Annotated in this window: 13 protein-coding genes and 1 tRNA gene; 4 read left to right on the forward strand and 10 right to left on the reverse strand. The window is 62.5% G+C overall.

Translation table 11 applies throughout. The features are described from left to right. The first annotated feature begins 202 nt into the window (after positions 1–202). A complete protein-coding gene (locus FVW27_RS17500; RefSeq protein ID WP_167127683.1) occupies positions 203–1420 on the forward strand; it encodes a hypothetical protein in 1218 nt (405 codons plus the stop codon). A gap of 323 nt (positions 1421–1743) precedes the next feature. Here the strand turns inward: FVW27_RS17500 and FVW27_RS17505 are convergent, their stop codons facing one another. Then, a complete protein-coding gene (locus tag FVW27_RS17505) occupies positions 1744–2181 on the reverse strand; it encodes a hypothetical protein (RefSeq protein WP_167127650.1) in 438 nt (145 codons plus the stop codon). A gap of 460 nt (positions 2182–2641) precedes the next feature. Here FVW27_RS17505 and FVW27_RS17510 point away from each other — a divergent pair, with 460 nt between their 5' ends. Both FVW27_RS17510 and FVW27_RS17515 read left to right on the forward strand, forming a co-directional pair. Next, a complete protein-coding gene (locus tag FVW27_RS17510; protein WP_167127653.1) occupies positions 2642–3220 on the forward strand; it encodes a glycosyl hydrolase 108 family protein in 579 nt (192 codons plus the stop codon). Positions 3221–3425: 205 nt separating this feature from the next. Beyond that, entirely contained in the window at positions 3426–3668 is a 243-nt protein-coding gene (locus FVW27_RS17515) for a GlsB/YeaQ/YmgE family stress response membrane protein (RefSeq protein WP_167127656.1), read from the forward strand. A gap of 457 nt (positions 3669–4125) precedes the next feature. On the opposite strand, the gene FVW27_RS17520 is transcribed toward FVW27_RS17515, so the two are convergent. The 3 genes from FVW27_RS17520 to FVW27_RS17530 all read right to left on the reverse strand — a co-directional run bounded on the left by FVW27_RS17520 (position 4126) and on the right by FVW27_RS17530 (position 5892). Continuing rightward, positions 4126–4419 carry a hypothetical protein gene (locus FVW27_RS17520; protein ID WP_167127659.1) on the reverse strand — a complete coding sequence of 98 codons (294 nt, stop codon included), beginning with the start codon at positions 4417–4419 and terminating at the stop codon, positions 4126–4128. Positions 4420–4441: 22 nt separating this feature from the next. Further along, positions 4442–5119, reverse strand: a complete 678-nt coding sequence (locus tag FVW27_RS17525) for a recombinase family protein (protein ID WP_167127662.1) — start codon at positions 5117–5119, stop codon at positions 4442–4444. Between the two features lie 335 nt (positions 5120–5454). Then, entirely contained in the window at positions 5455–5892 is a 438-nt protein-coding gene (locus tag FVW27_RS17530; RefSeq protein ID WP_167127665.1) for a phage antirepressor N-terminal domain-containing protein, read from the reverse strand. Positions 5893–5909: 17 nt separating this feature from the next. Here FVW27_RS17530 and FVW27_RS17535 point away from each other — a divergent pair, with 17 nt between their 5' ends. Continuing rightward, positions 5910–6659 carry a hypothetical protein gene (locus FVW27_RS17535; protein WP_167127668.1) on the forward strand — a complete coding sequence of 250 codons (750 nt, stop codon included), beginning with the start codon at positions 5910–5912 and terminating at the stop codon, positions 6657–6659. Here the strand turns inward: FVW27_RS17535 and FVW27_RS17540 are convergent. The 6 genes from FVW27_RS17540 to FVW27_RS17565 form a co-directional block, all read right to left on the reverse strand. Beyond that, a complete protein-coding gene (locus FVW27_RS17540; protein ID WP_167127671.1) occupies positions 6577–7077 on the reverse strand; it encodes a KilA-N domain-containing protein in 501 nt (166 codons plus the stop codon). The genes FVW27_RS17535 and FVW27_RS17540 overlap by 83 nt on opposite strands. Before the next feature lie 637 nt (positions 7078–7714). Continuing rightward, the gene (locus FVW27_RS17545) at positions 7715–8326 is read right to left on the reverse strand and encodes a virion core protein, T7 gp14 family (RefSeq protein WP_167127674.1); all 612 of its coding nucleotides are present in this window, start codon (positions 8324–8326) and stop codon (positions 7715–7717) included. A 470-nt stretch (positions 8327–8796) separates the two neighbouring features. After that, complete coding sequence (locus FVW27_RS17550) at positions 8797–9318, reverse strand: hypothetical protein (protein WP_167127677.1); 522 nt, start codon at positions 9316–9318, stop codon at positions 8797–8799. Between the two features lie 756 nt (positions 9319–10074). Continuing rightward, a complete protein-coding gene (locus tag FVW27_RS21185; protein WP_167127680.1) occupies positions 10075–11997 on the reverse strand; it encodes a DUF6538 domain-containing protein in 1923 nt (640 codons plus the stop codon). Between the two features lie 250 nt (positions 11998–12247). Next, positions 12248–12340 (reverse strand) — tRNA-Ser (locus FVW27_RS17560). A gap of 257 nt (positions 12341–12597) precedes the next feature. Continuing rightward, a partial coding sequence (locus tag FVW27_RS17565) for a bifunctional ornithine acetyltransferase/N-acetylglutamate synthase (protein WP_208294868.1) occupies positions 12598–13060 on the reverse strand: 463 nt, incomplete at its 5' end.

Consider the following 13060-nt stretch of genomic DNA (forward strand, 5'->3'; position numbering starts at 1 on the left):
CGGGGGCTGGCCCCGCTGGGCCGCGTGGTGGCCCCGTATTCGCTGGACCCGGCGCTGGACCGGCTGGCCGACGCCGTGCGCGCCGCCGTGGACATGGACGCCATATACGATATGCTGCACCTGCGGCCGGGCCAGGTGTAAACCTGCACCGAGTGCACGCAAGGCGGCACTGCCGCCAAAGCCGCCGGGGAGGGGACACGTGATGCAGACTGACGGGAAAAGGCGGGGTGCGCCGGTGCATCTCTTGTTGTTGCTGGCCTGCCTGCTGACGGTGTTGCCCGCCCGTTTCGCGGCGGCTGCCGGTGACGATGTGCCGCAAGCGGCAGCTTCGGTTGCCGAGGCCCTGCCCGCGTCCGTGCCCGGCGTGGCTGTGCCATCTGATTCCACGTCAGCTGATTTCACTGCAGGCGATTTCGCCCCCTCCAATTCCGTGCCAGCCGCTCCGGCGGCATCCGATTCCTCGCCGTCCGGTTCCGTTACCTCCGCTTCCGTCACCTCCGTGGCCCCAGCCACGGCGCACATGCCGAACTTCGGCGACCAGCCCGCCACCGATGGCGCCAGGGGGCTGTACGCAGAGGCGGTGCGCGTGCTTTCGCAGGTGCGCAGTACCCGCTACACCGGCAGCTATGTGGTGGACGAGGAGACGGGCCGCTTCGAACTGAACTGTTCCGGCTTCCTGTCCCTGCTGCTGTACGAGGTGAATCCTTCGGCACTGGCAACCGTGGACCGCAGCGGCAAGCACTATCGACCGCGGGCGGAGGATTTTCATCGCAGCATCCTGCGCGCCGGACCCAAGGGCGACGGCACAGGCTGGCTGCGGCTGGAGCGGGTTTCCGACCTGCGCCCCGGCGACGTGGTGGCCTGGCTGCGCCCCGCCGAACGCAGCGCCAGTTCCGCCACCGGGCATGTGATGGTGGCGCTGGCCAGTCCGCGACTGAACCCGGCCCGGCCCGGTGAGGTACTGTTGCCCGTGGCCGACTGTACCCTGAGCCCGCACGGTGACCTTGCCGCCATGCGCGGGGTGGGCAGCCCCGAATCGGAAGCGGTACGGGCCGCGCCACCGGTTGGTGAACCGGCTGTCGCGCCGTCGTCGGAACTTGTTGCGGGACAGGCAATGGAACAGGCTTCGGGACACGCATCGGAGCTGGCACTGGCCCCCGTGCCCGGTTCCTCTCTGGAGCAGCCCCGGCCTCCGCAGGTGGAGGCGCCCCCGGTCATCGCTCCCGGCCTGGAGCGGGGCAGCCCCGCATGGCTGGCCGCACTGCCCAGGGACACGCGCGAGCCGGGCATCGGCGGCGTGGGCAGCGGGGTCATCGGCCTTGCCACCGACGCCACCGGCCATCCCGTGGCCTACTGGTGGCGGGGCGGAGTTTCACGCCACCGTCTGGTGACCTCCATCATGCTGGGGCGGCTGGAATAGCCCGATATGCGGGCTGGCGCGGAACGGGCGTTGTGGAGGGTGCGCGTGCCGCGCTCCTGAGTCCCGACGGCACCGGTCACCCCCTGACGGCACCGGTCACCCCCTGACGGCACCGGTCACCCCCTGACGGCACCGGTCACCCCCTGACGGCACCGGTCGGTTCCGGCACTGTTCGGGGCGCCTACCTTCCTTCAGTCTTTCTTGCGCACGAACTGGCCCGGCAGGGCGGGATTTGTCCCGTACCCTTGCCGGGCCTTCTGCGTTCGCCCGGTCCTGCGCCCGGCGTTTCACCGGGCTGTCCCCCACTGCTTGGGTGACTTGGCCTATCGGGCCAGTTCGTCAGCCTTCTTGCGCAGGTAGTCGCCAAGGTCGTTCATGGCCGCCTTGGCCTTGAACAGATTGAGGTGCAGCGCATCGGTAAAGCCCAGCACGTTGGCCCCTTCCTTCAGCGAGGTACCCGACTGGCCCAGGGTGGCGTGCTTCAGGCGACCGCCCTCCACCACGAACACCGTGGTATCCACCATGTTGCCCAGAAATTCCTTTTTCACGTCCACGGTGAGCACCACGTTGTTGCCCTTCAGCTCGCGCTTGGTGATGTTGCCCATCACCGATTCGCCAAGGTAGATATTTTCGTCCTTGATGTCGGGCACGGCGTCGAACACCACCCGGTAGTTGTTCTCGAACAGGCCGAGCACGGCGTGGGCACTGGTGGCCGCGCCCGGCAACAGCAGCAGGGCAAGGAGAAGAACGAGGATGCGCATGGAAACCTCCCGTACTGGCGGATGAGGGCAAGGGATGCCGACGAAGCCCGCGATGCTGGATGACGGCGGATGCCTGTGGGTGCCGGGCATGTCGTGAGTGCCGGGGACGCGGCGCGGCATGCGCAGCGTCGTGCGTGGTTGCTGCGCGGGGCAACAGGCCCCGCCCGGCGGGTAGCCCACAGCATACACCCCGGCGCGCCTTGCGGGCAACCGTGCGTGTGTCGGGACTGCGCTTTCTCGCCTGCCCGCGCATGTGGCCCGGCGGCCAGCCGTTCCCGACTCCCGCGAAATTTCCAACGGGGTATTCGCTCCGTGTGCGGTCTGCTATGCACGGGGGTGATCAGGCGGTGCGCGAGGGGGCACCCCGCATGACGCGGGGCTGCCTTTGTCCAGGCCGGTTCCGACTGGCGGGAACCGACCGCGCCTGTGCGCCGCCAAGCCTTGCGCGAGGAGGTGCGCCATGGCGAATTTTGCACCGGAGCTGGCGAAGCTGGATGGCATCGAAGGCGTGTACGACAACGATCCTGACGACGCGGGCGGGGAAACCTGTTTCGGCATTGCCCGGGTCTTTCATCCCGGGTGGGAAGGATGGCCGCTGGTGGATGCAGCCAGGGACAAGCCCGGCTTTCCCGGCATTCTGGAACATGACTCCGGCGTGCTGGCGGCACGGGCTGCCTTCTACAAGGCGGAAAACTGGGACCGCTTTGCCTGTGACGAATGGGACCAGGGCCTTGCGGGCGAGATTTTCGAACAGGCGGTCAACCTTGGCAACGGACGGGTAACCGAACACCTGCAACGCGTGTGCAATGCCCTGAACCACAAGGGGCGCTACGGGGCGGACCTGGTTGTGGACGGCGCCTTCGGCAGCAATACGCTGGCCGCTTTGCGCAAGGTTGTGGCGGACAAGCGGTCACGTGCCGTGCAGTACGGCATCAACGGGCTGCAATGCGCTCACTACGTGCAACTGGCGGAAAAGAACGCGGTCAAACGCAAGTGGACCGGCGGCTGGCTGGCCAATCGGGGCGGTGCCACGCCCTGACGGTCGCGGACCGCACAAGGCGGGCGGCCAGCACCGGCCCAGCCACGGCCTTGCCGTTCATGCCATGCCCCCTGCCGGGCGCGGGTACGTCCCGCGTTTGCGCGGGGGGCAGACTTTTTTTCGTGCCGAGGGTAACGTGGGGGTGCAACCCCGGCGGGCGCCGCTGCCGCGCAGCCGCCGTCATTCATTACGGGAGGATACGACCATGAGCATCATCTGGTTTCTGCTGTTGGGTGCACTGGCGGGCTGGCTGGCCGCCAAACTGATGCAGGGGCGCGGCTTCGGTTTTCTGGGCAACATGGCCGTGGGCGTTGTGGGCGCGGTGCTGGGCGGCTTTCTGTTCCGCATGGTGGGCGTGCACGGCGGCGGCATGATGGGATCGCTGGTCACCGCCGTGGTGGGGGCCATCGTGCTGCTGTTTCTGGTGGGGCTGATCAAGAGGAATTGAGGGCGGGGCTTATGGGCTCGCAGGGCGCATTCGTCCCACGTGGAGGCTCTACCGGGCGCCGTTTCCTCGGCATGGAGCTATCGCCAAATACCATTATCGCCGTCCGCCACATCAAGGCGCAGATCACGCCAGGAGCGCAACGCTTTCGGCAACGTCCTTTCGCCCGGGGCTTTTGATGGCAAGCGGTGCGCGTCGCAGTGTCAAACGTCGCGTGCGGGCATGAACAAGTGCCATATTGAATTAATGCTCCGAAATGTAACGTGAAAAGGGTCACGGTTTGCACCGTGACCCTTTGCCGTCTGGCGGAGAGGGAGAGATTCGGCAGTTCGGATACGTTTCTTGCCGAAATCACTGGTTTTCTTCAGGTCCGTCGAAGGGCCTAGAGAGCGTTTGTAGCAGGGGTGTGTGTCCGGGGCAAGTCGTCGGTTAGGCAAAAAAACTGTAGCTGACAGGGTAGCTACCGCGCCAATGGATCGTGTCCGGGAGCACAGATCGTGAACCCATTTGAACCGCAGTCAACGGAGAACATCAACCTACTCACTGTTTCGACATCAACGCCTGTCGCGCGGGCAATGTTCGCGTACAGAAAGACGCAGGAATCAACGCCAAGCTCCATGCGACGTTTAAATTCGGTGTTGGTGTACTCCTCAAGCTTGCGGGCTACAGCAATGTCGTTGTGTAGTTTTTCACGCTTCCTCTGATTGCTTCCGCTGTATCCTTTGACGTGGACTCTGATGGGATAGACGACCATGTGGACTCCTTTCTGAGCATCGTCACGGACATAATCTTGCGATGAGGTTGCTAACGCTTGATGCATGCCACTTACCACCGCGAGGGGTGGCAACACAACGACGGTTCAACTCTTCGGCTATCCCCTTGGCCGACGTGATTCCCGATGCCTGGATGGATTCGACAAGGGACCGAAGCCCCTGCGCCCGTGCGTCGGCGTTCAGCTTCACGGCTTCCACTCCGGCGGCGTTGCCGTACTGCCGGAGGTGAGACGCCCCGGTGGGGCACCCCAGCTTGACCCCTCGCTCTTTGGCTGCGGCAAGGGCGGCCTTGGTCCGGGATGAGATGGCCTTCCGTTCCTCCCGTGCGACGAGGGCCATGATGCCCACGGTCAACTCGTTGGCGTTCGGCATGTCGGCAGCCACGAAGGGCACTCCGGCTTCCTGAAGCCCGATCAGGAAGTGGGCATTGCGGGACAGGCGGTCTAGCTTGGCAATGACCAGCTTCGCTCCGGTCAGGCGGCAGTGTTCCAGCGCCTTGAGCAGTTCGGGGCGGTCGTTCTTTCGTCCGCTCTCCACCTCCACATACTCGCCCAGCAGGGTCCAGTCCCCGCCGTTCAGGTAGTCGGCTACCGCCTTCCGCTGTGCCTCAAGGCCAAGGCCGGATGCGCCTTGCTTGGTCGTCGATACTCGCAGGTAGGAAACAAAGAGGTCTCGTCCCATCGTGGTCTCCGTGCTTACAGAACTCGCTAATGAACGTTAGGAGGTTTTGTAAACAAAGAAGAGGCAGGGCGTCAACCGGGAAGTGGTGGTCGGTGGGCGTGGCTGTTCCCGGCCAGCGTCCCGGCCCAAGTCAGCGAACGAGGATGGCCGGAGAGCGATGGAGTGGGCGATGATTGGGCGAAGGTCAGGCCGTGGTGATTGCGGGCATCCTGCGATGGAAAACGGCCCGCTGTGTTACGGTGAGTGTGCGGACGACCACCCCATATGGATTGACCCCTCGGTATGGGGGGAATGGGTCGTGGTCGGTGTATGAGATGGGCAGTCAGATTTTTGTGTCAGAAACATTCGGGGTGCCCGGCAACGAAGCCTTCGGCCCGGAAGACGTTCAGCTTGTCCTGCACTTCGGGGCTGACCTTCTTGATGGTGAAGAGCCAGCCGGACAGGAACTCGATGGGGAGCATGGCGGTGCGCTGGGCACCACCAGCGGAAGGTGTGGTGATTTCCACCACGCCTTTGGCACGCACCGGATCGGCCTTGATTTTCACATGCTGGGACTTCCAGTCGATGCCCAGCGCCTCGCACACATGGCGGGGCGAGAAGTAGCAGCGGTCATCGGGCGTGACGGCGGCGAGGATGGTGGCGTTGCAGATGGCGATCTCTTCGTGGCGGACGGGGGTGAGGGCGGGGGTGTTTGAACAGCGGTGCGACTTGCTTTCGATGATATTATATGTATGGTTTTTATGTGCGGTGGCAAATTTTTGGTGGTGTACCATTTTGTGAGGTTCGCATTATGATTAGATTTAGCCTCATTGAAAACGCGCTCGACAGCCTTGAGCATGCTATTGAGCATCTGACTGCTGAAGGCGGCCCATCCCCTTTGGATCATAAGAGGGTTATTATTGATGTAGCGCATGTTGTAGAGCTTTTGCTAAAAGAACGATTGCGGATGATACATCCATCGTTTGTTTTCGAAAATATTGATAAGTATACAACTTTAGATGCACACACTGTTTCGTCATCAAAGGCTGTAACGAGACTTGAAAAATTAGGCAGTATTGAGTTTGATGAATCTGATAAGCAAGCTTTGAAAATCATAAGAGATATAAGAAATGATATTGAGCATTATGAATTTAAATTCAATGAGAAGGCGTCAAGAGCAGTTATTGGAAGTGTTTTGGTTTTCATATTCAAATTTTCATTGAATGAGCTTGGCCTTGATTGGAGTGATAGAAGGATAAATGATCCTAAATGGATTAAGTTGAAAGAGTATGCTGGTTTTTTTGAAGCCCAGAAGCAATTTCTGTTTGATAGCATTGATATAGAAGGTGTTTGTACGATTGAGTGTTCTGTTTGCCATGTTGAATTATTCGATGTCGAGGCGGAAGTTTGTCTGTTATGCGGCTACAGAGAGGATGTGGTTTCTTGCGCTAGGTGTCATTCCCCGTTCCTTGGCTCGACTACTGAGCGCGAGGAAGGGGAGCTTTGTCCTGAGTGTGAGCGGAAAGATGGGTATGCTGCTGCAAATTTTGATAAATATTAGTCTGGAGTTTTAGCGTGTTAGTGGATTGTTTGTTTTGTATGTGCTGGGTATGGACGCCGTTGCCCTGACGGCGGTAGGCCGAGATGGCGCGGTCCACGGCCATGTCGGGGTTCTGCTCTTCCTCCACGAATCGGCGGATGATGTTGTTGCAGTGGATGTGGAACTCGGGGGACAGGTACTTGGCGTAGGCCAAGGCGATCTGCCAGTGGGCGAAGGTGCCACCGAAGCGGCCACGGGTGATTTGGATAAGGTGGATATCTTCACCTTTTCCCAACTCGGCGACGAAAGCCTTGGCGGTGTCGGCCTTCAGCCACTGTGCGGGCTTCTTGCTGGGGTCAGCGCCGCTGGCCTTCCAGAAGTCGGTCAGGTTCACGAGCTTGTCGTCGTTGGTGAAGCGGATGGCGGTGTCGTTGATCACGAGGGCGGGGGTGCAGGTGGGCATGGACCCCGGATGTGCCACACGACCAAGGGGGAGGGCGTAGTTTGGATGCGGAACTGATCTGCTACTGCTTTGGCTTCACGGCAACCGACATCAAGGTGGATGCCGCACGGAACGGTAGATCAACGATCCTTGAACGGATTATCCGCGAGAAGCACGACGGGGCCTGTCGCTGTGCCGAGACAAACCCTACCGGCAGGTGATGTCTGGGTGATGTCCGCCGGGTAGTGGACAGTGTCCTTGGCAAGCCGGGTGCCTCCATCGGACTAAAAATCCGGTGACCACAGCGTCGAGGAAGCGCGACCGTTGTTTCCACGATTTCCTTGTCAGCCCTGCCACCGTGGTAGTTTCTCGTTTGCAGAGCCGATAGTCTGACGCGAACAACGACGGCCCCTCCGTGTGCCGCCCTTGAGTGGGTGACATGTGGAGGGGCCGTCGTTGTGCGTCGTGTGGGTATGGGGCCACGCGAGGTGGGACAGGTTGGGCCGTCCGCTCACGAGGATGGCCGGAGAGAGGCGAACAGGGACGGGGTCGTGTGTTGGTCTAGGTCGTCCGGCTTGGGTGGGGTCTTTCATCGAAAAACGGCCCACCGTAACACGACGACCATCACCACCACCTACGGGACGGTGGTGGTAGACCGTTTGGCCTTCTGCTCCGGCCCGTATACGTACTTGTCGTAGGCCCCCATCGCCGCGCCACCGATGGACAGGGCACCGCCGAGGTAGTTCGGTTGGTTGATGGGGGAGCTGACGTAGTTGGACTGGGACTTCATGCGGGCCTCGGCCTTGTCCTTGTAGCCGCTGATGGCGGTGTCGGCGTTGACGCCCACCATGTCGAGCTGCTGCATGATCACGTCCCGCTTCTGGGCAGCGGAACGCTCGTAGTCGGCCATGAGCGCGTCGAGGGCGGTGCCTGCGGCCTCACTGGAGGCGAGGGCCTGACCCTGCTTCTGCATCTTCTCCTGCTGGAGCTTCTGGAGTTCTTCGGAAGCCGACGCCTGCTGCTGCATCTGGTTGATGCGCTCGGCGGCTGCGGCCTCAATGTACTCCCTGTTGGCCGCCTCTTGGTTCAGCTTGGCCGTCCGGGCGTACTCGTCGGACATGGCCGACTGGTACGATGCCTGGGCGTCGGCCAGCTCCTGCTGGGCGTACAGGGATGCCGAGGTGGAGGCGACAGCGGAAGCGATGGCGAGGCCCGCCATAGTGGTTGCCGAGATGGCTTCGCACATGACGACCTCGCCCTATGCTCGGCCCGCAGTGGCGGCGGCGTAGTTCGGGTTGCAGCCACAGCGGAACGAGTAGAGGTGGCACGGGGAGTACCGGGGATCAACGTCCGGGGACAGCTCACACCCGGCCACGGCCTCGGCATCACCTCCCATGCAGCGGTAGAGGCAGAAGGACCGGATGGCCGGTGTGGGCCGATGAGGACAGGTCGTGGCCCGGCGTCCGAAGCGGTAGGGATGCAGCGGGCACCCGGCGTCGATACACTCCTCGACGGCCCGCCGGTCACCACCCATGCAGTCGTGGACGCAGTGGTGGCGGATGGCCTCAAGGGCGGACTTTCTTGCGGCATATTTCTCAATGTGACTGTGGAGCGCCCTTCCGTTTGGCGGGACGCCTTGCGTGCTTGGTCTTGCATGATTCATGAACATGTCTTCCCCTCATGTGCTCCGTAGCGATCCCCAAAGGGGCAAGTGGGCTATCCAGCCGCGTTACGGTATGCATCTACCTTCATGTGTCCGAGGTAACCCTCAAGCTCTTCTGCGATGTTACGGTATTTCTTCTGGGCATTGCTGAAGTGGGCGTCTACGAGGGCCAATCTGGCAAGGCTGGTGACTGCGCCGGGTGCCTGAACGAGGGCCAGCCCCGCAGCAAGCCGTGCCATGGGTTCTATTGCAAGCGCAGCACTCTCGATGGCGTCTGCAATCCCATGGATGCCCGCAATGGCATTTTCAACGTTGAGGATCAGATCGGCCATGTCCGAGGTGTCTGCCGTGTCTGAACCGGCTTCGGTTTCCGAATGGCCGGGGACGGGGACGTTCATCGTTTCCCCACGGGGGGCCTTCTCAAGGAACGTGACTTCGTCTCCACGCGTGGCTGCGCAGGTAGAGCCGATGTTGTTCGCCACGGCATCGAATGGTTCTTCATGAGGCTCTGGACGGCGGATGCGGGGAGTGATGGTCGCGGGGGTGGGGTACAGGGTGCAGAGTTGCTTGGTCATGGTGTGTTCCTTGCTCTCGGTAGAGCGGTTGGGGTTGGTGAACAGGGTAGGCCTTGAACGACATGGACGACTGATCCACCTCATGGGCTGGCGTTTGGGATGCCCCGGAGCGCCAAGAACCGCCCGCGACCTCACGCCGTCCCCCATGCGCGGTGGAGGGGAGACGTGAGGCCGCAGGCGGTTGAACCGAGAGGGGAACAGGAAGGCTTGCGTAGCTGGTGGGGTGGTCTGTAACGGGGATGGACGATGAACGACGACGGCAGCGGCGTCCCTTAAGGTGGGCCTGCGGTGATGCCTTTGGTTGGCATCAGGTGAGCCACAGGTGGGGCTTAAGGTGTTAGTCGTAGTTCATCTTGTTTATAGTCCCTGAAGGTAGTCCCTTTCAGTTGGGCTTAAGGTGTCCCTTCAGGTTGGCTTGAGGTTCCCCTTTGCCCGAGAGTGGAACCTAATTGCAATGAGCTGAAATCAATGACGATGGACGGTCGTTGCTCCGGTCCCGGACGGGCGTCAGTCTCCTGCCCCCCAGAACGCGAAAAGGCCCACTGCGTCGTCAGAACACAGCGGGCCATTTTTCGTGCAAGTTCGGGGGGGGAATCTGTCCGGGGTAGGTCGTTGGTCATGCCCGGACAGGATCAGGCCTGATACGCCAACCTCGTGCGATTCCGGCGGGGGTAGGCTGGTCAGTTCATCTGAAGAGCGGCCCGTGTTGTGTGCATGTTGGGCTTCCGGCGAGCATTGAGCGAGCTGATGCGTACATCACCTTGCCCAGCGACTGTCTTTCAGCCGTGCAAGCGAGAGTTCTTCGGCCCACGGCAGGACCGCAATGACCTTATCCCGCAGCGTGGCGGTGGGGTACTTGCCGATGTAGGCGGCGGTAACCCCGATGTCGCCGCTTTTCTTGTCGTGCCCGATGACCTCTTGAATCATCAGGATGTCAGTCCCGGCCCGTGTCCGCAGGAAGGTGGATACCGTGTGCCGGAAGCTGTGGAAGACGACATCGCTGATTTCGCCGTCCGTCCCGCCGATGCCCAGCTTGCGCCGATACCGGGTGAACCATGTGGTGATGGGGCCGCCGACGTTGCCGCGTTTCTCGCGCTTGAGGTCGTGGAACAGGCGATGATGTCCGGCGGCCTTCTGTTCCTCGACGAACCGCAGGAACCCAAGGCCGTCGATCAGGAACGGGTGGATCGGAACCAAGCGGACCCCCGCCTCGGTCTTGACGTGCTTCCCGTCCCCGACCTCGTTCACGTCGATGCACCACACGCCATCGTCCTGCCGGATGTCGGTCACGAGGAGTTGTGCAATCTCCTCAATGCGCATGCCGGTGAACAGTGCGATCAGGGGCGTCCAGAAGTAGGCCGGGGATTGCTCGGTAGCGGCGAGGTAGGAACGAGGGTTGAAGAGCCGTTGCAGTTCTTCGGTGGTGAACGGGCGTCGGGATGAGCGGGCCTTCCCCTGCGCCTTCGGGATCACAAAGGCGGCGTTCAGGGGCTTGGCGATGATCCCGTATTCCAGTTCCAGCCAGTTCAGCAGCGAACGGACCATGTTGAACTTCGTGTTCAGCGTCTTTGCGGACAGTCGCTTTTCCGCCGGAAGGTCGAGATCGGCGAGGGCATGCAGGCGTTTACCGGCGTACTCCCTGCTCTTCGGGTTCGCAGGCTGGGCAGCCATGAGGCGGCCATAGTCCCGGATCATGTCCCGGTCGAGTTCGGCCAAGGTGACGTCCCGGCCTCGCGTTTCCGTGATGGCCTCCGCGAACTGGCGGACGTTGACGTAGACGTTGCGCTTGCTGCCTTCTGCCAGTTCGGGGTCTTTCGCCGCTATGTACTTCTCGACCGCCGCTGACAGGGTGATGGACTGTGCTGCCCCGGTGGTGGCGGTGGTAGTCGATGCCTGGGCTGAATCAGGGGCTGGATGCGGTGCCGTGGCCGGGGCCTGCCATCCGGGGGCGTCCATGATGGTCCGGACTGCCGAAAGCCGGTAGTCGGTCCGGGCGGTCAGTTCCCCGGCGAACGTCGGGCACGATGCCGATTCGATGACGGCAGCCTGTGCCAGAAGCAGGGCATCGCAGAGCTTGAGGAACTGAAGGCGGGAGACAGGGGACCGCGATCCATCGTTGTTCGTGGGGGCGTCACTCGACGCACGAGGATGGCCGGAGAGCAGCGATCCGGTTCCGGTCGGGACATCGGCTGGGGCGTCGTCGTTCGATGGGCTTTTTCCCCCGAAATCGGCCCGCTGTGACACGGTGGCCGGATAGCCCGCCCGCTGCAAGACCTCTCGCGCCGTGGCGGTGGTGTGCCGGTAGTCCTTCCGGTTCTGCGCCTCCATGAGCGTGTGGTAGAGGTTGGCCGACTGTTCCTCACGGGGCTTGAGTTCCCCCGGTGTCCTGACCGGCCCCCGGATCAGGAGGGTTTCGTATTCGTCGTGCAGGGCTTCATCCAGCCACTTGCGGGCCAGTTCCCGCATGTCCTCACTGGGTGTGGTGTTCTCCATCATCGTCGTGTGCCTTCTTGCGAGGTTGAATAGATCATGAACGACGGCAGCCAGCTTCAAAGCGCGAGGCCGGGCTTCCCTCAAACTGGCCGTGCCGAGGCTGCGGCGAATCTCGGTCCAGCCAAGGCAGGCCCGGAGTTCGGCAGGGATGCGGACGCGGAAGTAGAGGATGCCCCGGTGCTGCACGAGGTAGCCGGGTGCTGACGTGGACAGGGTGGAGCGAGGGCCGCGAGGCCGGAGGTCGGTTGGCCGAGAGTGGGACCTAATGGGGGCCTGCTGGCCGAGAGTGGAAGGTAATGGCGCAGGAAGGGGCGGCGGGGAGGACTGGAAAAGCGACACGGCGGAGGCTCCAGTTTGTATCCGTGTGGTGTATCCACAAGGACCTGAAGCCCCCGCCGTCGGGATATTGCAACCATTCTAGATGGTTGACTTTCACTGGCGGAGAGGGAGAGATTTGAACTCTCGATACAGGTTTTGCCCGTATACTCCCTTAGCAGGGGAGCGCCTTCGGCCGCTCGGCCACCTCTCCGTTGTCGCGCGGCACGCCGCGCGAGAAAGCGTGTGTACCCGGTTGGCGGGCGCGCTGTCAAGCGCGTGGCCCACTTTCGTGGGACGGAAAGCGTGCTGGTGTGGCTTTGCTGCCATGCAGCCCCGCCCGTGGACGGTCAGCCGCTGCGCAGCCCAAGCCGTCAGACGCCATTCCCCCCCCCTGTCCAACCGCAAAACCATCGGCGATCATCACTGCCCGCCGCCAGAATACGACAGACAGCAGCCAACCTTCCGCCGCTAGCTGCGGTAGTCGGCGTTGCAGCTTATATAGTCGTGCGTCAGGTCCGACGCCAGCAGCCGGTAGCTGCCGGACCCGTTGCCCAGCATGATGTTGACCACGATGTCGCGCCCGGCCAGCGGTTCCTTGAGCAGCGCGTCGAAGTCCAGGTTGGTGGGCTGCCCGCCCCGGAACAGTTCCACCCCGCACAGCGACACGATGACCGCCGCCGGGTTGAAGGTGGCCCCGCTGCGGCCCAGCGCCGCCACGATGCGCCCCCAGTTGGCGTCGCGCCCGTACATGGCCGTCTTGACCAGTTGCGAATGGCCCACGGTGCGCGCGGCCAGTTCCGCGTCGGCATCGTCGCGCGCGCCCGCCACGTTGATGTGGATGACCTTGGTGGCGCCTTCGCCATCCTTCACCAGCATGTAGGCCACGTCGCCCAGCACGCCGGTAAGCGCCGCGCCCAGCACGGCCAGGTCC

It is taken from the genome of Nitratidesulfovibrio liaohensis, from assembly GCF_011682075.1.
Classification (GTDB): Bacteria; Desulfobacterota; Desulfovibrionia; order Desulfovibrionales; family Desulfovibrionaceae; genus Cupidesulfovibrio; species Cupidesulfovibrio liaohensis.